The sequence below is a fragment of the Saccharothrix sp. S26 genome (assembly GCF_021390395.1).
GTDB lineage: Bacteria > Actinomycetota > Actinomycetes > Mycobacteriales > Pseudonocardiaceae > Actinosynnema.
On sequence record NZ_JAJUWT010000001.1, the window covers coordinates 475049 to 494763 of the forward strand.

General features: G+C 71.7%; 18 protein-coding genes, 1 pseudogene and 1 riboswitch. Of the genes and pseudogenes, 9 read left to right on the plus strand and 10 right to left on the minus strand.

What is annotated here, in order from left to right; all coding sequences use genetic code 11:
- Positions 1–188: 188 nt before the first annotated feature.
- Positions 189–2471 (plus strand): annotated as a pseudogene (locus tag LZG04_RS02200) (DNA internalization-related competence protein ComEC/Rec2); the annotation flags it as partial.
- Positions 2472–3103: 632 nt separating this feature from the next.
- Here LZG04_RS02200 and thrC read toward each other — a convergent pair.
- Positions 3104–4366, minus strand: coding sequence for a threonine synthase (gene thrC, locus LZG04_RS02205; protein ID WP_233812550.1), 1263 nt, complete (start codon positions 4364–4366; stop codon positions 3104–3106).
- An 11-nt stretch (positions 4367–4377) separates the two neighbouring features.
- A riboswitch (SAM riboswitch) is annotated at positions 4378–4493 on the minus strand.
- 96 nt (positions 4494–4589) lie between these two features.
- On the opposite strand from thrC, the gene holA reads away from it, so the two are divergent.
- Entirely contained in the window at positions 4590–5573 is a 984-nt protein-coding gene (holA, locus tag LZG04_RS02210) for a DNA polymerase III subunit delta (protein ID WP_233812551.1), read from the plus strand.
- 342 nt (positions 5574–5915) lie between these two features.
- Here holA and rpsT read toward each other — a convergent pair whose 3' ends face one another.
- Positions 5916–6176, minus strand: a complete 261-nt coding sequence (gene rpsT / locus LZG04_RS02215) for a 30S ribosomal protein S20 (protein ID WP_184693058.1) — start codon at positions 6174–6176, stop codon at positions 5916–5918.
- Between the two features lie 129 nt (positions 6177–6305).
- The gene (locus LZG04_RS02220; RefSeq protein ID WP_233812552.1) at positions 6306–8585 is read right to left on the minus strand and encodes a glycoside hydrolase family 3 N-terminal domain-containing protein; all 2280 of its coding nucleotides are present in this window, start codon (positions 8583–8585) and stop codon (positions 6306–6308) included.
- Between the two features lie 146 nt (positions 8586–8731).
- Between LZG04_RS02220 and LZG04_RS02225 the strand changes: the two genes are divergently transcribed.
- On the plus strand, positions 8732–9535 hold the full coding sequence (locus LZG04_RS02225) for a TSUP family transporter (protein ID WP_233812553.1): 804 nt from the start codon (positions 8732–8734) through the stop codon (positions 9533–9535).
- Here LZG04_RS02225 and LZG04_RS02230 read toward each other — a convergent pair.
- The 3 genes from LZG04_RS02230 to LZG04_RS02240 form a co-directional block, all read right to left on the minus strand.
- Positions 9504–10274, minus strand: a complete 771-nt coding sequence (locus tag LZG04_RS02230; protein ID WP_233812594.1) for a VOC family protein — start codon at positions 10272–10274, stop codon at positions 9504–9506. The two genes, LZG04_RS02225 and LZG04_RS02230, sit on opposite strands and share 32 nt — an antisense overlap.
- Before the next feature lie 102 nt (positions 10275–10376).
- On the minus strand, positions 10377–10592 hold the full coding sequence (locus LZG04_RS02235) for a hypothetical protein (RefSeq protein ID WP_233812554.1): 216 nt from the start codon (positions 10590–10592) through the stop codon (positions 10377–10379).
- Between the two features lies 1 nt (position 10593).
- Complete coding sequence (locus LZG04_RS02240; RefSeq protein ID WP_233812555.1) at positions 10594–11514, minus strand: SPFH domain-containing protein; 921 nt, start codon at positions 11512–11514, stop codon at positions 10594–10596.
- A gap of 120 nt (positions 11515–11634) precedes the next feature.
- On the opposite strand from LZG04_RS02240, the gene LZG04_RS02245 reads away from it, so the two are divergent.
- The 3 genes from LZG04_RS02245 to LZG04_RS02255 are packed head-to-tail and all read left to right on the plus strand — an operon-like array spanning position 11635 to position 13589.
- Positions 11635–12744: a winged helix DNA-binding domain-containing protein gene (locus tag LZG04_RS02245; RefSeq protein ID WP_233812556.1), complete on the plus strand. Its 1110-nt coding sequence runs from the start codon at positions 11635–11637 to the stop codon at positions 12742–12744.
- A 4-nt stretch (positions 12745–12748) separates the two neighbouring features.
- The gene (locus tag LZG04_RS02250) at positions 12749–13207 is read left to right on the plus strand and encodes a GNAT family N-acetyltransferase (protein WP_233812557.1); all 459 of its coding nucleotides are present in this window, start codon (positions 12749–12751) and stop codon (positions 13205–13207) included.
- A gap of 13 nt (positions 13208–13220) precedes the next feature.
- Positions 13221–13589 carry a VOC family protein gene (locus LZG04_RS02255; protein ID WP_233812558.1) on the plus strand — a complete coding sequence of 123 codons (369 nt, stop codon included), beginning with the start codon at positions 13221–13223 and terminating at the stop codon, positions 13587–13589.
- On the opposite strand, the gene LZG04_RS02260 is transcribed toward LZG04_RS02255, so the two are convergent.
- Positions 13566–14162, minus strand: a complete 597-nt coding sequence (locus LZG04_RS02260) for a class I SAM-dependent methyltransferase (protein ID WP_233812559.1) — start codon at positions 14160–14162, stop codon at positions 13566–13568. The genes LZG04_RS02255 and LZG04_RS02260 overlap by 24 nt on opposite strands.
- A 77-nt stretch (positions 14163–14239) precedes the next feature.
- Positions 14240–14674, minus strand: coding sequence for a type II toxin-antitoxin system PemK/MazF family toxin (locus LZG04_RS02265; protein WP_233812560.1), 435 nt, complete (start codon positions 14672–14674; stop codon positions 14240–14242).
- A 102-nt stretch (positions 14675–14776) separates the two neighbouring features.
- Here LZG04_RS02265 and lepA point away from each other — a divergent pair, with 102 nt between their 5' ends.
- Positions 14777–16621 (plus strand): translation elongation factor 4, encoded by a 1845-nt coding sequence (gene lepA, locus LZG04_RS02270; RefSeq protein WP_233812561.1) that lies wholly within the window; start codon positions 14777–14779, stop codon positions 16619–16621.
- A 121-nt stretch (positions 16622–16742) separates the two neighbouring features.
- Positions 16743–17261 carry a Uma2 family endonuclease gene (locus LZG04_RS02275; protein WP_233812562.1) on the plus strand — a complete coding sequence of 173 codons (519 nt, stop codon included), beginning with the start codon at positions 16743–16745 and terminating at the stop codon, positions 17259–17261.
- 55 nt (positions 17262–17316) lie between these two features.
- Here the strand turns inward: LZG04_RS02275 and LZG04_RS02280 are convergent, their stop codons facing one another.
- Both LZG04_RS02280 and LZG04_RS02285 read right to left on the minus strand, forming a co-directional pair.
- A complete protein-coding gene (locus LZG04_RS02280) occupies positions 17317–17538 on the minus strand; it encodes a hypothetical protein (protein WP_233812563.1) in 222 nt (73 codons plus the stop codon).
- 141 nt (positions 17539–17679) lie between these two features.
- Entirely contained in the window at positions 17680–18105 is a 426-nt protein-coding gene (locus LZG04_RS02285; RefSeq protein ID WP_233812564.1) for an HD domain-containing protein, read from the minus strand.
- A 109-nt stretch (positions 18106–18214) separates the two neighbouring features.
- On the opposite strand from LZG04_RS02285, the gene LZG04_RS02290 reads away from it, so the two are divergent.
- Entirely contained in the window at positions 18215–19690 is a 1476-nt protein-coding gene (locus LZG04_RS02290) for a chitinase (RefSeq protein WP_233812565.1), read from the plus strand.
- Positions 19691–19715 lie beyond the last annotated feature (25 nt).

Consider the following 19715-nt stretch of genomic DNA (forward strand, 5'->3'; position numbering starts at 1 on the left):
CGCTGGATCAGCTCCTGAGCTCCGGCACATGCGGGCCAAACCCGAGAAACCCGTGCAGCCAAGCCCAATGGCGAGCTCGGCCAAGTAGTCGACTTCTGGAGGTGAGTCGTGAGTTCTCCTGAGCCTGCATACGTATCCGTTGTGCCGTTGAGGTTTCTCGACTGGGCTCCGGGATCGGGAGGCGGATCGTGAACCCTCGCGCGCACCTGGTGCCGGCGGCGTTGGCGGTGTGGGCCACGGCATTGGCCGGGTTGCTCTGGGCGTGGTGGGCGGCAGTGGTGGTCGGGGTGGTCGCGGCCGTTCTCGGCGGGCTGATGTTGCGTCCGTGGCGGCCGGCGATGGTGGCGGTGGTTGTCGCCGGTCCGGTGGCGGCGTGTTGGATCGGCGTTCAGGTTCACGCGGCGGTCCACCACCCGTTGCGGGCGGCGGCGGAGCGTGGTGGGGCGGCCACTGTCCACTTCGAACTCGACAACCGGCCGCACGGCCTGCGCAGCAGTGGGTTCGGCTCGCGGGCGGGCGGGATCGACCTCGTCCTGGTGCGGGCGACGGTCGACGGCGGTGGCCGGATCGCCGTGCTGGCACCCGCGGCGCGGTGGCAGGATCTCCTGCCAGGCCAACGGGTCACCGCGCGCGGCACCGTCGCCCTTCCGCGAGGTGGTGAGTTGACGGTCGCGGTGCTGCGGGTGCGAGGGCCGCCGCAGGACGTGTCCGAAGCACCGGTGTGGCAACGGATCGCCGAAGACGTGCGTGCCGGACTGCGGAAGGCGAGCACCACGCTCGACCCCGAACCGGCCGGACTGCTGCCAGCACTCGTCGTCGGCGACACGTCCGCCCTCCCGCCGAGGGTGGTGGAGGAGTTCCGCACGGCCGGTCTCGCCCATGTCCTGGCTGTCAGCGGTGCGAACCTGGCGATCCTCTGCGGTGCGGTCCTGTTGTTGCTGCGGTTGTTGAGGGTCGGGCCGCGTGGCTGCGCGGCGGGGGCGATGACGGCGCTGGTCGCGTTCGTGGTGCTGGCCGGACCGGAGCCGAGCGTGTTGCGGGCGGCCGTGATGGGCGCGGTGGCGTTGCTGGCGCTGGTGTTGGGGCGGGAGCGGTCGGCGTTGCCGGCGCTCGCGGCGGCGGTGGTGGTCCTGGTGCTTTACGACCCGGAGTTGGCCACCGAACCGGGGTTCGGGTTGTCGGCGGCGGCCACGGCGGCGCTGGTGCTGCTCGCACCCCGGTGGGCCGGTGCCCTGAAGGACCGGGGCGTGCCGGTGGGCTTCGCCGAGGCGCTGGCGGTGCCGTTGGCGGCGCACCTGGCGACCGCGCCGCTGGTCGTCGGGATCTCCGGCCAGGTGAGCCTGGTCGCGGTCGTGGCGAACCTGCTGGTCGCGCCGGTCGTGGCCCCGGCCACGGTGCTCGGCGTGCTGGCCGCCGTGCTGGCGCAGGCGCACGAGCCGACGGCACGGCTGGTCGTCGAGGTGGCCGGTCCGGCGGTGAGCTGGCTGATCACCGTCGGACGACACGCGGCGGCCGTGCCGGGTGCGGCGGTGGGGTGGCCCGGCGGTTGGGCCGGGGGTCTGCTGCTGGCCGGGGTGCTGGTGCTCGGTTACGCGATCACCAGGCTTCGCCGGGTGCGGACGTTGGTGGTGGCGGCCGCGGTGGGTGCGGTGGTGGTGATCGTGCCGCTCAACGTCGTCGCGCCCGGTTGGCCGGTATCGGGCTGGTCGGTCGTGGCGTGTGACGTCGGGCAGGGCGACGCGGTCGTCCTGGCCACGGCCGAGCGGGACCGGGCGGTGTTGGTGGACACCGGGCCGGACCCCGTGCCGGTGCTGTCGTGCCTGCGTCGGCTCGGGGTGCGGCGCATCCCGTTGGTGGTGCTCAGCCACCTGCACGCCGACCACGTCGGCGGGTTGGCCGCGGTGATGGCGGAGCGGGGTGTGGGCGCGGTGGCGGTGGGGCCGTCGCGGCGGCCGGAGTGGGCGTGGGAGGAGGTGGCGCAACGAGCGCGGGCCGCCGGGGTCCGCGTGGTCGAGCTGGCCGCCGGGCAGCGGCTGAGCTGGCCCGGGTTGCACCTCGACGTGCTGGGTCCGCGCGTGGACCCGGTGGGTGAGACGAACACGGCGGTCAACGACGCGTCGCTGGTGCTGCGGGCCTCCACCCCGGCCGGACGGGTGCTGTTGACCGGCGACATCGAGCTGGCCGGGCAGGCGGACCTGCTCGGCGGGCACGTGGACCTGCGGGCCGACGTGCTCAAGGTGCCGCACCACGGGTCGCGGTACACGTCACCGGCGTTCCTCGCGGCGGTCCGGCCGCGGGTCGCGCTGGTGAGCGTCGGCGCGGGCAACCGCTACGGCCACCCCAGCGGGGTGCTGGTCGACGCGTTGACGAGTCGCGGCGCGCTGGTGCTGCGCACGGACCGGGACGGCGATGCCGCCGTCCTGGCAGGCCCGGACGGGCCGCGGGTCGCCCGCAGGGGCGGCGGCCCTCCCGACAACGGACAAGGGGACGACGATGAGGAACGACGTGTGGATCCGATTGCACTCCGGCTGGTCGCCGCAAGGCGACAACCGGGCCGTGGCGTGGGCGCTGTGGCAGCCCGGCTACACGGCCGAACCGTGGCCGCGCGACGAACTGCGGCCGGCCTTCACCTACTACGTGTGCGAGGAGCTGCCCGGCGGGGAGCGCGGCATCGTCGCCAGGGCCACCGCCACCGGCGTGATCCGCCTGGCGCAGGTTCCCTCGGCGGACACCGCCTACCGGTTGGTCGCCGACGCCCTGTTCGACGCCGACCTCGCCATACCGCCGGAGGCGTGGCACGCCGAGCGCTACAACCAGGAGAAGGCGAAACGGCCCTGGCCGCAGATGCTCACCGCCTGGCGCGTGGTGACCGAACCGGTCGGTCCGCACGTCCTGCCCGAGCTGACCGCGTTCCCGCGAACCGGCTGGTTGCGCTCGTCCCGGATCTCGCTGTGACGAGCACGGCGACGCTGCGGACCACGTCCGGTTCGACCGCCGGAGCACGAGCCAGTCGGTCGGCAGCGAGCCGCCCGCCGCCCGGCTGAGGCGGGCCCGTCCGTCAGGCGGCCGCGATCATGGCCGCGGCCGCCGGACGGGGGCGGTGTCAGTCCTGGAGCGCCTTCAGCACGGCCTCGGCCGAGGGCGGGACGTTGGCGCGGGGGCCGACGCTGCCGCCCAGGGCGTCGAGGGTCTTCAGGCCGTCGCCGGTGATGAGGAGCACCGTCTCGCCATCCGGGTCCAGCTGACCGGTCTCGATGAGCTTCTTCGCGGTCGCGACGGTGACGCCGCCGGCCGTCTCCGCGAAGATGCCCTCGGTCCGGGCCAGCAGGCGGATGCCCTCGACGACCTCTTCGTCGGTGACGTCCTCGATCGCGCCGTTGGTGCGGCGGACGGCGTCCAGCACGTAGGGGCCGTCGGCGGGCGCGCCGATCGCCAGCGAGCGGGCGATGGTGTCCGGGCGGACCGGGGTGACCACGTCGTGGCCGGACTTGAAGGCGGCCGAGACGGGGGAGCAGCCGGTGGCCTGCGCGCCGAACACGCGGTAGGGGGTCTGCTCGACCAGGTCGAGCTCGCCCAGCTCGCGGAAGGCCTTGTCGACCTTGGTCAACTGGGAGCCGGACGCGATGGGCACCACGATCTGGTCGGGCAGCCGCCAGCCGAGCTGTTCGGCGACCTCGTACCCGAGCGTCTTGGAGCCCTCGGCGTAGTAGGGGCGGACGTTGACGTTGACGAACGCCCAGTCCTCGTGCTCGGCGGCCAGTTCCTGCGCCAGCCGGTTCACGTCGTCGTAGTTGCCGTCGACGGTGATCAGGTTGCCGCCGTAGACGGCGGTCATGAGGATCTTCGCCTGCTCCAGGGTGGACGGTACCAGCACCACCGACTGCCAGCCGGCGCGGGCCGCCGCGGCGGCGACGGCGTTGGCCAGGTTGCCGGTGGACGGGCAGGCCAGGACCTTGAAGCCCAGCTCGCGGGCGGCGGCGAGGGCGACGCCGACCACGCGGTCCTTGAAGGAGTGGGTCGGGTTGCCGGTGTCGTCCTTCACCCACACCTTGCGCACGCCCAGGGCCTTGGCGAGGCGGTCGGCCTCGACCAGGCGGGTCCCGCCGGGGTTGGTGTTGGGGTGCGACTCGACGGTGGTCGGCACGGGGAGCAGGCCGCGGTAGCGCCAGATCGACCGGGGGCCCGCCTCGATGTCCTCGCGACGGATCCGACCGAAGTCGTAGGCCACTTCCAGCGGCCCGAAACACTCGAGGCAGGCGTACTCGGCGGCGAGCGGGGTCTCGTGGCCGCATTCACGACACGACAGCGCGCGGGCGGGACCGAGGTCGAAGGAGGTGGTGGCCGGGGGCACACTGACAGCAGTCATCGCGAGGTATCTCCTCATCTTTCCCGCGCGTCGCGGGTCGGAATTGGCACCGTGGTCGCCAGCGGACGCTGTGCGACGGGTTGCCGGGGCTTCTTCGGGCCGATCCCTCTGCCCCTCTGGATGAGCGGTATTCAGTTGTGCCCTCAACTTACGGCACCATCCCGACCCTCAGCCAGAGACGTCCACCATCCGGACGCCCGGCGCGCGTGGGAGGATCGCGTCCGTGAGTGCGCCCGCTGACACGTCCGCCGCCGTGCACCTGATCGTCGGCGAGGAGGAGTTGCTGGTCGAGCGCGCGGTGCGCGGTGCGTTGGCGGTGGCGCGGAAGGCGGATCCGCAGGCCGACCTGACCCGCGTCCGCGTGACCGATCTCACCCCTCCCGAGCTGGCTGAACTGGTGAGCCCGTCGCTGTTCGCCGAGGGGCGGGTGGTGGCGCTGGAGGCAGCGCAGGAGTGCGGCAAGGAGGTCGCCGACGCGATCATGGCCTACGCCAAGGCACCGGCGGACGGGGTGACGCTGGTCGTCGTCCACAGTGGCGGCGGGCGCAGCAAGGTGGCCAAGGACCTGCCCGCGGTGCTGCGGAAGGCGGGTGCCGCGGTCACCGAGTGCCCCAAGATCACCAAGGCGGCGGACCGGGAGGCGTTCGTCCGCAACGAGATCCGCGCGGCGGGCGGCGGCAAGGCCGACCCGGAGGCCGTGGCGGCGTTGATCGAGGCAGTCGGGTCGGACCTGCGCGAGTTGGCGGCGGCGGCCTCGCAGCTCGTCGCCGACACCGGCGGCAAGGTCGACGCCGAGGCGGTCCGCCGCTACCACCGCGGTCGGGCCGAGGTGACCGGGTTCGCGGTCGCGGAGAAGGCCGTGATGGGTGATCGGGCCGGTGCGCTGGAGGCGTTGCGGTGGGCGCTCCAGCTCGGCGTGCCGCACGTGCTGGTCGCCGACGCGTTGGCCGACGCGGTGCGCACGATCGCGCGGGTGTCCGCGGTGGGCCGGGGCGACCCGTTCAAGCTGGCGGGCGAGCTGGGCATGCCGCCGTGGAAGGTGAAGAAGGCCCAGGGCCAGTCGCGTGGCTGGGAGGACCGGGGCCTCGCCGCGGCGATGACGGTGGTCGCCGACCTGAACGCCGACGTGAAGGGCGTCGCGGCCGACTCGGGCTACGCCCTGGAACGCGCGGTGCTCAAGATCGTCGCCGCCCACGGCCGCCGCTGACGGGGGAGCGGCCATGGCCCGCTACGGGGGGCCGGTTGCTGACGCCGGGGTGCCGGGGCTGGCTGCTGACGCCGGCTGCTGGGTCGACTGCCGGGCCGGCTGGTTGGGCCGACCGCCGCCACCGCCGGGGCCGACCCGTCGGGGTCGATCCGCCGGGGCCGGCTGCTGACGTCGGCTGCCGAGGCCGGACGTGGGAGCCGATCGCCGAGCCCGACGGCCCGAGTCGGGCTGCCCCGACCGTTGGTCGAGGCCGATCACGCAGGCCGGTCATCGATCGGTCGGCAGACGAAAAGTGCCGTCCACCCCGTGCGGGGTGGACGGCACCTCAGCGTGAGGACCAGATCAGATCTGGTTGGCGCGCCGCGCCAGGGCCGACTTCTTGTTGGCGGCCTGGTTGGCGTGGATCACGCCCTTGGTGACGGCCTTGTCGAGCTTGCGGGAAGCCTCCCGCGCGAGCGCGGTGGCCTTCTCCTTGTCACCGGCCTCGGCGGCCTCACGGAACTTGCGGATGGCGGTCTTGAGCGACGACTTGACGGCCTTGTTGCGCAGGCGCGCCTTCTCGTTCGTCTTGATCCGCTTCAGCTGGGACTTGATGTTCGCCACGCGAAAGCCACCTTTTCCTCGGTCTCGGAGTCGCACCGCGCTTGTCACCGGCTCCGCCCCGGCGAAGGGGCGGTTTTCCTCCACAGCGGAATGCCGCGCGGGTACGGCCCAGAAGGATATCAGGGCAGCTCACCGCACCGTGAATCGAGCCCTCCCGTCGCCGACCACGACCTCGTAGGCGCCCTTGGCGACCTCGGGCTTGTCCGAGCCGTCCATGTCGCCCGGCGTCACCGCGAGCCGCTTCACGTCGAACGCCACCTCGACCGCCCGCTGCTCGCCCGCCTTCAACGCCACCCGCGTGAAGCCGACCAGGCGCTGCTGCGGCGTGAGCACCTTGCTCACGGGCTGGTGCACGTACACCGGCACGACGACCGTGCCGTCACGCGAGCCGGTGTTGGCCACGGTCACCGACACCCGCACCTGGTCGTCCCGCCGCACCTCGGCGGACTTCACCGTCGGCGCGGACGTGGTGAACGTCGTGTACGACAAGCCGTGCCCGAACGCGAACGCCGGGTCGTAGTTCGAGCTGGGCGACGTGTTCGCGCCACGCGGCTGGTCGTAGGAGAACGGCTGGTCACCGACCGTCTTCGGCCACGACACCGGCAGCTTCCCGCTCGGGTTCACCGCGCCGAACAGCACGTCGGCGATCGCGCTGCCGCCCTCGGAACCGGGCAGCCAGCCCGCGAGCAGCGCCGGGGCCTCGGCGACCGTGCCCAGCACCTGCGGACGGCCGGTGAGCAGCACCACCACGACCGGCTTGCCCGTGGCGCGCACCGCGTCGACCAGGCCCTGCTGCTCGGCGGTCAGCGCCGGCTCCTCGGTGTCCGCCTCACCTTCCGCGCCCGGGTCCTCGCCGAGCACCACGACGACCGCGTCGGCGTCGCCCGCCTGCGCCACCGCGTCGGCCTGGGTGGCCGCGGCGACCACGTTCGCCGACGGCGCGGCGGCCCGGATGCCCTCCAGCACCGTCACCGCCTCCGGCAGGGCCGACCCGCCGGGCACGCCCTGCCAGCCGACCGTCCAGCCGCCGAGCTGGCGGGGCACCGAGTCGGCCGCGTCACCGGTCACCACGAGCTTGGCCGCGCCGGTCGACAGCGGCAGCACGCCCTCGTTGCGCAGCAGCACCGTGCCCTCCGCCGCCGCCTGGCGGGCCAGCGCCCGGTCCGCGCCGTTGACGATCGCGTCGGCCTTCTCCACGTCCACGAACGGCTTCTCGAACAGCCCCAGCTCGAACTTGAGCTTCAGGATCCGCCGCACGGCCTGGTCGATCCGCTTGCCGGGGATCGCGCCGCCGCGCACGCCCGCCAGCACCCCGGCGGTGAACGCGCCCGCGTCCGACGGCTCCATGGCCATGTCCACGCCCGCGTTGACCGCCATCGCGATGGCCTCCTCGTAGTCCGCCGCCACGTGGTAGCGGTCCACCAGGAACCGGATGTCCTCCCAGTCGGTGATCGCCACGCCCCGGAAGCCCATCCGGTCGCGCAGCTGCGTGGTCAGCAGGTACTTCGAGGCGTGCGCGGGCACGCCGTTGACCGCGCCGGAGTTGATCATCACGGTGCCGACGCCCGCGTCGAACTGAGGCTGGAACGCGGGCAGCACGGTGTCCTGGAGGTACCGGATCGGCAGCTGGGCGGGCGCGCGGTCGTGGCCGTTGAACGGCTCCGAGTAGCCCGCGAAGTGCTTGGCGGTCGCGGTCAGCTTCGCCGTGCCGTCGGTCGGCTCGGACTGCTGCCCGCGCACGTTCGCCGCCGCCAGCGTGCCGGCCAGCACCGGATCCTCGCTGTAGGTCTCGTAGTAGCGGCCCCAGCGGGTGTCGCGGGCGATGTCGGACACCGGCGCGAAGTTCCAGAACACGCCGGTGGCGCGCATGGCCCGGCCGGTGGACGCGCCCAGCTTCTCCTGCAACTCCGGGTCCCAGGTCGCGCCGAGGCCGATCTGGTGCGGGAACATGGTGGCGCTGAGCACGTTGTTGTGGCCGTGCACGCCATCCGCGCCGTAGATCAGCGGGATGCGCAGCCGGCTGTGGTCCAGCGCGTACTTCTGGATGGCGTTGGTCATCTCCGCCCACGCGCGCGGGGTGTTCGGGGTCGGCGCGTCGCCGCCGCCGGACAGGATGGACCCGACCTTCGCGTCCTCCAGGACGGCCTTCATGCAGTCCTCGCGCAGCGGTCCGGGGTTCCACTCGCAGTTGCCGCGCAGCTTGCCCAGCCGGATCTGCGTCATCTGGCCGACCTTCTCCTCCAGCGTCATCCGCCTGAGGAGGTTCTCGACGCGCCGGTCGACCGGTGCCCGCGCGTCCTGGTAGTCCTGCCCGGTCGGCTCCATCACGCCGCTGGCCTGCGCGCCGGTGACCAACAGGGCCAGCGTGGCCAGCACGGCCACGGTGGTCCGCTTGCGGGATCTCAACACCGAGAACCTCCAGGTGGATCGGGGAACGCCCGGCATCACCCTCCCTGTGTGAGTCGGCCCACAACAGGGCCGAACGGCGGATTCTGGGAGCGCTCCCATCGGCGTAAGGAGTGAAATGCAGTACGCCCGTCTTGTTTGATGTGGGCGTGACCGCCGCACTCGACTGGCCCGGCTTCGGGCACGTCTCCCTCGCCGCCCTGCTGTTCCTCTGCCTGGCCGCCGCCCTGGCCGGCGCGGTCGACGCCGTGGTGGGCGGCGGCGGGCTGATCCAGCTGCCCGCGCTGCTGCTGATCGCGCCCGGCGGCCAGCCGCTCTACGCGCTGGCCACCAACAAGATCGCCTCCGTGGTCGGCACGGCCGCGGCGGTGCGCACCTACTCCCGGCAGACGTCGATCGACTGGTGGTCGGCGCTGCCGATGGCGGTGGCGGCGTTCGGCGGCGCGGTGGGTGGCGCGGCGTTCGCCGGCGCGCTGGCCCCGGGCGTGCTCAACGGCGTGGTGCTCGTCGCACTGGTCGGCGTGGGCCTCTACACGTGGCGCAAGCCGGAGCTGGGTGTGGCCGAGACGCCGAGGTTCACGCGCTTCGCCCAGGTCGCCGTGATGGCGCTGGGCGGCGCGGTGATCGGCTTCTACGACGGGCTGGCCGGGCCGGGCACGGGCGCGTTCCTGGTGTTCCTGCTCGTCGGCCTGGTGGGGTTCGCGTTCCTGCGCGCCTCGGCCACGGCCAAGGTCGTGAACGTGGCGACGAACCTGGGTGCGCTGTTGTACTTCATCCCGGCCGGGAAGGTGTTGTGGGGCTTGGGCCTGGTGCTCGCGCTGTGCAACGTGACCGGCGCGGTGTTCGGTGCGCGGCTGGCCGTGCGACGGGGGTCGGCGTTCGTCCGCCGGGTGTTCCTCACCGTCGTGGTGGCGCTGGTGGTCAGTCTGGGGTGGAAGGCGGCGGTTGGATGACCCGGAACGTGGCGCCCATCGGGTCGCCGACCGTGGTGAACCGGCCGAACCGCGACTCGACCACGTCGCCGACCGTGACGCCGCCCAGCTCGTCCACCCGCCGGGCCGCCGCGTCGGCGTCGGCCACCGCGAAGTAGGTCATCCAGTGCGGCGGGATCTCGGCGGGGATCTCGTTGGACATCCCGAACACACCCGCCACCGGGCGGCCCTCGACCCGCAACTGCGTGTACGGGAAGTCCGGCAACGGGTCCAGCCCCACGCCGAACACCTGCTGGTAGAACTCCGCCGCGCCGAACGGGTCACGGGTGGCCAGCTCGTTCCACACCACCGAGCCCGGCTCGTTCACCACGTACGCGCCGATGTGCGTGCCGGCCTCCCACAAGCCGAACGCCGCGCCGTACGGGTCGACCGCGATCGCCCCGCGCCCCGGTCCGCCGGTGTCGAACTCCGGCACGAGCACCTTGCCGCCGTTGGCGTTGAGCTCGTCCAGCGACTCGTCGAGGTCGTCGGTGGCCAGGTAGGTCGTCCACACCACGGGGAACATCACGTCGGGCGGCATCTCGCCGAACCCGGCCACGGGCAGCCCGCGCACCAACGCCATCGTGTAGTGACCGGTCTCCGGGCCGCCGACCTCGAAGTCCCAGCCGAACAGACCCCCGTAGAACTCCATGGTGGCCTGGCGGTCCGTGGTCATCATGTCGACCCACGCCGGTGTGCCTGGCGGGTACGGGGAGTCCATCTCGCTCACCTGGCCAACAGTCGCACCAGCGGTGGCGCTCCGCGAGTCGATCAACGCTGGTGGACGCCGTCGGCGCGGTGGGCCCACGGCGACGGCGTCCGGTCACTCGTCCCGGCTCTCCCCGGCGTTCTTGCGGGGTCGGCCGCGCTTCGGTTGGGCGGCGGTCCCGGTGGGCAGCCGCCCGGCTTCGGCGAGCGCGCGGCGCAGCAGGAACTCGATCTGCGCGTTGGTGCTGCGCAGCTCGTCGTTCGCCCACCTCGTCAGCGCGTCGTGCACCGCGGGGTCGAGGCGCAGCAGGACGCTCTTGCGCTCGGCCACGTCAGGTGTACAACGACCCGGCGTTGACCACGGGTTGGGTGGATCGGTCGCCGCAGAGCACGACCAGCAGGTTCGACACCATCGCCGCCTTGCGCTCCTCGTCCAGTTCCACCACGTCCTCCTCGGCGAGCCGGTCCAGCGCGAGCTGGACCATGCCGACCGCGCCCTCCACGATCCGCGACCGCGCCGCGACCACCGCGCCCGCCTGCTGGCGTTGCAGCATCGCCTGCGCGATCTCCGGAGCGTAGGCCAGGTGCGTGAGCCGGGATTCGATCACCTTCACGCCGGCGGACTGCACGCGGGCCGCGATCTCCACCGACAGCGTCTCGGTGATCTCGTCCGCGTTCTCCCGCAGCGACAGGCCGGTCTCGTCGTGGTTGTCGTAGGGGTAGCTGGTCGCGATGTGGCGCACCGCGGTCTCGGTCTGGATGCCGACGAACCGCACGAAGTCGTCCACCTCGAACATCGCCCGCGCGGTGTCCTCGACCTGCCAGACCACCACGGCGGCGATCTCGATCGGGTTGCCGTCGGCGTCGTTGACCTTCAGCGTCGCGGTCTCGTGGTTGCGGATCCGGGTCGACACCTTCGCCTTCGTGGTGAACGGGTTCGCCCAGCGCAGGCCGTCCTGCCGGACGGTGCCGGTGTAGCGGCCGGCGAACTGGAGCACCCGCGACTCGCCCGGCGCGACGGTGAACAACCCGGCGGACGTCACGACGGTGACGACGAGCAGCAGGCCGCCGACGACGATCGCCGGGACGTTCGGCCCGTCGTCGCCGGGGATCGAGCCGAGCACGATCAGCGCCGTGCTCGCCAGCGCCCCGACCACCACCCCCACGAGCACGCCCCACCCCGATGGCGCGCGTGCTTCCTTCTCCCGGACCACCGGGACTGGCATCTGCACCGCAACGTCCGTGACGTCCATGGTCCACCCCTCGATGTCATATCTCGTGCCTAGCAAAGTGATATCACTTTTTCGTGGCCGCGGGCAAGGCACACCCAGATGAGGACGGAAGTTGACCGCAATCGGTCCTACGGTGGCCCCATGACCCCGGTACTGAGCCGTCGCGCCCTCGGTCGGGCCACCCTGGCCCGCCAGTTCCTGCTCGCCCGCGCGGACGCGCCCGTGACCGAGGTCGTCACGCACCTGGTCGGGTTGCAGGCCCAGACCCCGCACACCTGGTACACGGGCCTGTGGTCGCGGATCGCGGGCTTCACCCCCGACCAGGCCGCCGACGCGCTGGTGAACCGGCAGCTGGTGCGCATCGCCGTGATGCGGTCGACGATCCACCTGGTCACCGCCGAGGACGCCCTCGCGCTGCGCCCGGCCGTCCAGCCCGCGCTCGACCGGGACCTGTTCCGCAACTACACGCACGGCCGGGACATGCGCGGCCTCGACGTGGACGCCGTGGTGGCCGCCGGGCGCGCGTTGCTCGCCGAGAAGCCGCGCACCAACAAGGAGCTGGGCGCGCTGCTGCACGAGCGGTGGCCCGACCGCGCGCCCGCGTCGCTGGCCTACGCGATCCGGTGCCTGGTGCCGCTGGTGCAGGTGCCGCCGCGCGGGGTGTGGGGCCGCAGCGGCTCGATCGCCCACACCAGCGCGGAGACGTGGCTGGGCGCGCCGGTGGCCGACAAGCCGTCGGTGCACGACCTGGTGTCGCGCTACCTGGCCGCGTTCGGACCCGCGACGGTGAAGGACGTGCAGACGTGGTCCGGCCTCACGCGGCTGCGCGAGGTGGTCGAGGAGCTGCCGCTGCTGCGGCTGCGCGACGAGGACGGCCAGGAGCTGTTCGACCTGCCCGACGCGCCCCGGCCGGACGAGGACGTGCCCGCGCCGCCGAGGTTCCTCTACGACTTCGACAACGTCCTGCTCTCGCACGCCGACCGCCGCCGGGTCGTCACCGACGACGTGCGCGCGCAGGGCTACGAGCCGCACGGCCCCGTGCCGCAGTTCTTCCTGGTCGACGGCGTCACGGCGGGCGACTGGACGCTGCACCGCACCAAGGAGGCCGCCACGCTGGAGCTGCGGCCGTTCCGCCGTCTATCCACAATGGACGACGTGGTGCGGGAAGGCCGGCGGCTGCTGGCCTTCCTCGCGCCGGACGCGCCGAACCACGAGGTCCGGACAACCTCGCCCTCGGTGCCGCGTCCCTGACAGCATGGGGACGATCACCGTGCGCCCGCCGCGGGCGGAGGACGAGTGGCCGCTCGTCGACGTCTACGTCAAGGCCCGCCGCAGCTACTACGAGGGCCACGTGCCCGAGGCGGAGCTCGCCGAGTGGGAGCGGTCGGCGCGGGCCACCGGTTACGCCTTCGACAAGCCCGACCGGGTGTGGCTGTGCGCCGAGCTGGACCGCGTCTTCGCCGGGTTCGCGCTGGTCACGCCGGGTGGTGACCTGTTGCAGCTCCAGGTCGCGCCGCCGTGCTGGGGCCGGGGCGTGGGCCACGCGCTGCACGAGGCGGCGATGGACGCGCTGCGCGACCTCGGCGTCACCACCGCGCGTCTGGACGTGTTCGCGGAGAACCACCGGGCGCGCCGCTTCTACACCGACCACGGCTGGCGCGAGACCGGCCGCGACGGCGACCACGTGCGAATGGCGCTGGAGCTGGCGGTGTGATCGCCTGGACGCCGTGGAGATCCTGAGCAGCCGCGTCCTCATCCGCTCGGCCGACCCGGAGCGCGCCCGGGCGTTCTACCGGGACGTGCTCGGCCTGGCCGTCCACCGGGAGTTCCCCGGCGGCACGGTGTTCTTCCTCGGCCAGGGGTTCCTGGAGGTCTCCGGAACCTCCACTGAGAGCCCGACCGACGCCACCGGCCTCTGGTTGCAGGTGCGTGACCTGCGGCGAGCCGCCGAGGACCTGGCCGAGCACGTCGTGCGCCCCGCCCGGCGCGAGCCGTGGGGCCTGGACGAGCTGTGGGTCGCCGACCCCGACGGCCGGCCGATCGTGCTGGTCGAGGTGCCCGCCGAGCACCCGCTACGCCGGGACGCGCGCCAGTAGCTGCACCGCCGGGCCGACCACGCCGCCGTACTGGTGCAACGACGTGCGCACCTCGGTGAACCCGGCCGCCTCGGCCTCCCGGATCAGGTCGTACTCGGAGGTGTCCAGCACCCGCCGGTGCACCGACACGACCAGCCTGCCGCCGGGCCGCAACACCCGGGACAGCTCGTGGAACGCGGCCGGCCGGTTTCCCCACAGCTGGAGGTTGTTCACCGAGACCACCACGTCCACCGAGTCCTCGGGCTGGCCGGTGCGCGTCGCCGCGCCCTCGCGCAGCTCGACCCGGCCCGCCACGATCAGCTCCGCGCACCGCGTGCGCGCCTCGTCCAGCATGACCTGCGACGGGTCGACGCCGATCGCCTTGAGGGCACGTTCGCCGGCGAGCTTGAGGCCGACGCCCGGACCGGGGCCGAGCACCAGCACGACCTCCTCGGGCGTGGGCGCGGCCACCTCGGTGACGTGCTCCTCCACCTTCGCGTTCAGCACGGCCATGACCCGGCCGCCCAGCTCGCCGACCTTGCCGCGCGGGTGCCCGAACGCCGCGTCCAGCGCCTTCATGAGGTTGTTCGCCATGCCTCCAGCGTCGCGGCGGCCCGTTCCCGCGGCATCGGGGACCGCCCGGAGACCGGCCCCGAGATGGCACTCAGGGGTCAGCGCCAGCCCAGGCGGCGCAGCGCGTCCACGACCAGCGAGAACCGCTCCGGCTCCAGCACCGAGCCCTCGCGCCGGATGTCGTGCTCGTCCAGCTCGAACACGCGGTCCAGCCGCACGTAGGAGCGCCTGCCGTCGCGGTCCCAGCGGCCCGTGCCCAGGTCGAGGCAGTCCTCCGCCTCGTGCCGGTCGGGGGTCCTGCTGGTCAGCATGAGGCCGAGCAGCGCACGCCGGTGGCGGCCCACGACCAGCAGCGGCCGGTCCTTGCCCCGGCTCGGGTCCTCCTCGAACGGGACCCAGGCCCACACCACCTCGCCCGGGTCGGCCAGGCCGTCCAGGTCGGGGGAGTACTCCAGGGTGGCCGCCACCGCGGTCGTGTGGACCTCGCGCACCGCGCCCTTCGCCGGGCGGGCGTCTTCACCGTTCGCGTACACGGCGGGCAGCATATGGTCTCGGTCACGTACGCGCGGGACGCCACGACGCCGTCACGTGAGATGATGGGCCGATCCCCCGTCCTTCGTGTGCGAGGAACCTGAGTGACCACGTTCGCCGACCAGACGTTCACGCCTCCGGAGCTCATCCGGAACTTCTGCATCATCGCGCACATCGACCACGGCAAGTCGACCCTGGCCGACCGGATGTTGCAGCTCACCGGCGTGGTCGAGGAGCGGGCCATGCGCGCGCAGTACCTCGACCGCATGGACATCGAGCGCGAGCGCGGCATCACGATCAAGGCGCAGAACGTGCGGCTGCCGTGGCAGGTCGAAGGCCAGGACCACGTGCTGCACATGATCGACACGCCGGGTCACGTCGACTTCACCTACGAGGTCTCGCGCGCCCTGGAGGCGTGCGAGGGCACCGTGCTGCTGGTCGACGCCGCCCAGGGCATCGAGGCGCAGACGCTGGCCAACCTGTACCTGGCGATGGAGAACGACCTCACCATCATCCCGGTGCTGAACAAGATCGACCTGCCCGCCGCGGACCCGGACAAGTACGCCAAGGAGCTCGCCCACATCGTGGGCTGCGAGCCCGAGGAGGTGCTGCGGGTCTCGGCCAAGACCGGCCTGGGCGTCGGCGCGCTGCTGGACGAGGTCGTCAAGCGGGTGCCCGCCCCCGTGGGCGACGCGGATGCGCCCGCCCGCGCGATGATCTTCGACTCGGTCTACGACACCTACCGCGGCGTGGTCACCTACATCCGCGTGGTCGACGGCAAGATCACCCCGCGCGAGCGGATCAAGATGATGTCCACCGGCGCCACGCACGAGCTGCTGGAAGTCGGCATCATCTCGCCCGAGCCGAAGCCGAGCCGCGGTCTGGGCGTCGGCGAGGTGGGCTACCTGATCACCGGCGTGAAGGACGTGCGCCAGTCCAAGGTCGGCGACACCGTCACCTGGGACAAGAAGGGCGCGACCGAGCCACTGGCCGGGTACCGCGAGCCCAAGCCCATGGTCTACTCCGGGCTGTACCCGGTGGACGGCTCCGACTACCCGGTGCTGCGCGAGGCGCTGGAGAAGCTCCAGCTCAACGACGCCGCGCTGACGTTCGAGCCGGAGACCTCGGCCGCCCTGGGCTTCGGCTTCCGCTGCGGGTTCCTCGGCCTGCTGCACCTGGAGATCACCCGCGACCGGCTGGAGCGCGAGTTCGGCCTGGACCTGATCTCCACCGCGCCGAACGTGGTCTACCGCGTGGTGATGGACGACGGCACCGAGCACGTGGTGACCAACCCGTCCGACTGGCCCGACGGCAAGCGCGCCGAGGTGTACGAGCCGGTCACCAAGTGCACGATCATCGCGCCCAGCGAGTACATCGGCGCGATCATGGAGCTGTGCCAGTCCAAGCGCGGCCAGTTGGGCGGCATGGACTACCTGTCCGAGGACCGCGTCGAGCTGCGCTACACGATGCCGCTCGGTGAGATCATCTTCGACTTCTTCGACGCCCTGAAGTCGCGCACGCGCGGCTACGCGTCGTTGGACTACGAGGAGTCGGGCGAGCAGGACGCCGACCTGGTCAAGGTGGACATCCTGTTGCAGGGCGAGCCGGTGGACGCGTTCAGCGCGATCGTGCACAAGGACCACGCCTACGGGTACGGCACGAAGATGGCCAGCAAGCTGCGCGAACTGATCCCGCGGCAGCAGTTCGAGGTGCCGATCCAGGCGGCCGTGGGCGCTCGCGTGATCGCCCGCGAGACCATTCGCGCCATTCGCAAGGACGTGCTCGCGAAGTGCTACGGCGGTGACATCACGCGTAAGCGCAAGCTGCTGGAGAAGCAGAAGGAAGGCAAGAAGCGGATGAAGATGGTGGGCCGCGTCGAGGTTCCCCAGGAAGCCTTCGTCGCCGCCCTGTCCACCGAAGACTCCGGCAAGGACAAGGGCAAGAAGTAGAAGTACCACCGGCCAAATCCCCGCCGACCGGCACATCTTCGGGTGATCGGTCGGCGCGGGAGGCCGGTTTTGTCGTCCTCGTTCGAGACAGTTGGCCGACCAACTGAACGTGAGGATGACCATGATCGTTGATGACGGACGCCGCTGCGAACTCATCGACGGGATGCTGCACGTCAGCCCGGTGCCCGGTCTTCGGCACCAGATGGCTGTATCCGGCCTGATCGTGCTCTTGCACGCCGATTGCCCGGACGCGCTGGTCGCTCTTCCAGGCCCGTTCCCGGTGCGTCCGGCCGAGTCGACGGAATTGCAGCCCGACTTCCTGGTGGCCACCGCCGAAGATCTCACGGAGGAGTCGCTGCCGGTCGCACCGCTGCTGGCGGTCGAGGTTTTGTCGGGCGAAACGGAACTGTACGACTGCACCCTCAAGAAGGCGGTGTACGAACGCATCAGGGTGCGCAGCTACTGGGTGGTCGATACCAGGGTGCCGAGCTTGACCGTGTTCGAACTCGACCCCGAGGGCCATTACCAGCAGGTGGCCGAGGTGCAGGGGGAGAAGCCGTTCGACGCGACGCTGCCGTTCCCGGTGCGGGTCGTGCCGGCCGAGTTGCTCGGCACGCTGTGGGAAGACCGGCCGGAATGACGGAAGGGCCCTCAGGACGCCCCTGTCCTGAAGGCCCTCGAAGGGGTGTAGCGGCTCAGCCGTGGTTGCGGAGCGTGGTGCTCAGCGCCTGGCGGCGGAGAATCGCTTCGATCTCGCGAGCCTCGTGGCTCGAGTGCCGGGCGAGGATGGCTTCCATGTCCATCCGGGCGCTCGGGGTGTCGTAGGCGGCCAACTCGCGGTTCAGGCGGGCTTCGCGGTCGCGGAGCTGCCGTCGGGTGGCGAAGTACGTGCGAACGGTCTTCAGAGGGTTGGTCATGTCGCCTTTCGGTCGTCTCTCTGTATCGGTTCACCTACTATGATGCCGCACGTCAGGGCCTTGCGCTGCCAAATTCGGCGTGATCTCCACCGCAACTGTCACGGTCACGTCAACCCCCGTCACGACGAGGTTGGCGGCACCTCACCGACCCAGGATGTCGAGGGCCCTGGAGTACTTCGCCAGCAGCCGGTCCTGGGTGGCCCGGTCGAGCAGCGCCAGCCGGGGCGGTGACGTGTTGTCGGCGATGTCGGCCCGCTTCACCTGCACGGCGACCGGGTCGGCCAGCACCCTCGCGAGGTAGTCCTCCTGTGACTCTCCGTCACGGTGGCTCAACGCGAGCACGGTCGCCACCACCTCCGGCGGGCACCCGGCCGCGAGCAGGTCGTCGGCGGTCACGGCGGTGTCCTCGACGACGTCGTGCAGCACGGCCGCCATGCGCGCGTGCTCGCCGGACACCAGCGCCATCACGCGCAGCGGGTGGCCGATGTACGGCCGGCCGGACTTGTCGACCTGCCCGTCGTGGGCGGCCCGCGCGATGCGGATCGCGTCATCAACCGTGAACGTCATCGGATCATTGTTCACACCCTTGACAAGGCCCAGTGGTCTAGTCCATTTTTCGAGTGGCCCGCGTCACCTGTGCTGGGCTTTGGCCGCCGACGAGAACGTGGAGGTGGACGTGGTTTCGAGGACGAGACGCGCACTGGGCGCGGTGCTGGCGGGTGTGCTGGCCATCGCGGGCCTGACCCTGGTGGTCGTGGGCAGCGCGTCGGCCGCCAACCTGGTCGCCAACCCCGGGTTCGAGGGCGGCACCAGCGGCTGGACGTGCAGTGCCGCGGCCACGGCGGTGACCACGACCAAGCGCAGCGGCACGCAGGCGCTGGCGGGCACGCCCGCAGGCCAGGACAACGCGCGCTGCTCGCAGACGATCTCCGTGCAGGCCAACACCGCTTACAAGCTGTCCGCGTGGGTCCAGGGGACCTACGTGTACCTCGGCGTGACCGGCACCGGCAGCGGCGACAAGAACACCTGGACCCCCGGCTCCGCCGGCTTCACCCAGCTCTCGCTCGACTTCACCACCGGCGCGACCGGCAGCGTCACGATCTACCTGCACGGCTGGTACGGCCAACCGACGTTCTACGCCGACGACGTGAGCCTCGACGGCCCCGGCACCCCGCCGACGAGCACGACCACGTCGACGTCCACGAGCACCACCACCACGACTACGACGACCACCACCACCACCACCGGTAACCCGGACCCCACGCTGCCCAAGCACGCGCTCACCGGCTACTGGCACAACTTCGACAACGGCTCACGCGTGCTCAAGCTCGCCGACGTGCCCACCACCTACGACATCGTGGCCATCGCGTTCGCCGACGCCACCACCACGCCGGGCGCGGTCGCGTTCAACCTCGACCCGACGCTGTCGAGCAAGCTCGGCGGCTACACCGACGCCCAGTTCAAGGCCGACGTGCGCACGCTGCAGAACCGGGGCCAGAAGGTGATCATCTCGGTCGGCGGCGAGAAGGGCACCATCAGCGTCGGCAACTCGACCGCGGCGACCAACTTCGCCAACAGCGTGAAGTCCCTGATCGCGACCTACGGGTTCGACGGCGTGGACATCGACCTGGAGAACGGCGTCAACGCCACCTACATGGCGCAGGCGTTGCGCGCGATCCACGCGGGCGGCGGCAAGGTGATCGCGATGGCGCCGCAGACCATCGACATGCAGTCCACCGGCCAGGAGTACTTCAAGCTGGCGCTGGCCGTGAAGGACATCCTCACCGTCGTCAACATGCAGTACTACAACTCCGGCACGATGCTCGGCTGCGACCAGAAGGTCTACGCCCAGGGCACGGTGGACTTCCTGGTCGCGCTGGCCTGCATCCAGCTCCAGAACGGCCTGCGCCCCGACCAGGTGGGCCTGGGCCTGCCCGCCTCGCCGTCGGGCGCGGGCGGCGGCTACCAGTCGCCCGCCAACGTGAACCGGGCGCTGGACTGCCTGGCCAAGGGCACGAACTGCGGTGCGTTCAAGCCCGCGCAGACCTGGCCCGGCATCCGCGGCGCGATGACGTGGTCGATCAACTGGGACGCGTCCAACAACTGGCAGTTCGCCAACACGGTCGCACCGCACCTGGACACGCTGCCGTAGCGCGGCGGACGCCGTCCCTCCCGCC

What these genes read in the sequence shown, in the direction of transcription:
- LZG04_RS02230 (WP_233812594.1), bottom strand. Translation starts at nt 10,274, where the DNA reads ATGGACTCCCCGTACCCGCCAGGCACACCGGCGTGGGTCGACATGATG.
- LZG04_RS02245 (WP_233812556.1), top strand. Translation starts at nt 11,635, where the DNA reads ATGACCCCGGTACTGAGCCGTCGCGCCCTCGGTCGGGCCACCCTGGCC.
- LZG04_RS02285 (WP_233812564.1), bottom strand. Translation starts at nt 18,105, where the DNA reads ATGACGTTCACGGTTGATGACGCGATCCGCATCGCGCGGGCCGCCCAC.
- LZG04_RS02260 (WP_233812559.1), bottom strand. Translation starts at nt 14,162, where the DNA reads ATGGCGAACAACCTCATGAAGGCGCTGGACGCGGCGTTCGGGCACCCG.
- LZG04_RS02240 (WP_233812555.1), bottom strand. Translation starts at nt 11,514, where the DNA reads ATGGACGTCACGGACGTTGCGGTGCAGATGCCAGTCCCGGTGGTCCGG.
- LZG04_RS02250 (WP_233812557.1), top strand. Translation starts at nt 12,749, where the DNA reads ATGGGGACGATCACCGTGCGCCCGCCGCGGGCGGAGGACGAGTGGCCG.
- LZG04_RS02275 (WP_233812562.1), top strand. Translation starts at nt 16,743, where the DNA reads ATGATCGTTGATGACGGACGCCGCTGCGAACTCATCGACGGGATGCTG.
- thrC (WP_233812550.1), bottom strand. Translation starts at nt 4,366, where the DNA reads ATGACTGCTGTCAGTGTGCCCCCGGCCACCACCTCCTTCGACCTCGGT.
- LZG04_RS02280 (WP_233812563.1), bottom strand. Translation starts at nt 17,538, where the DNA reads ATGACCAACCCTCTGAAGACCGTTCGCACGTACTTCGCCACCCGACGG.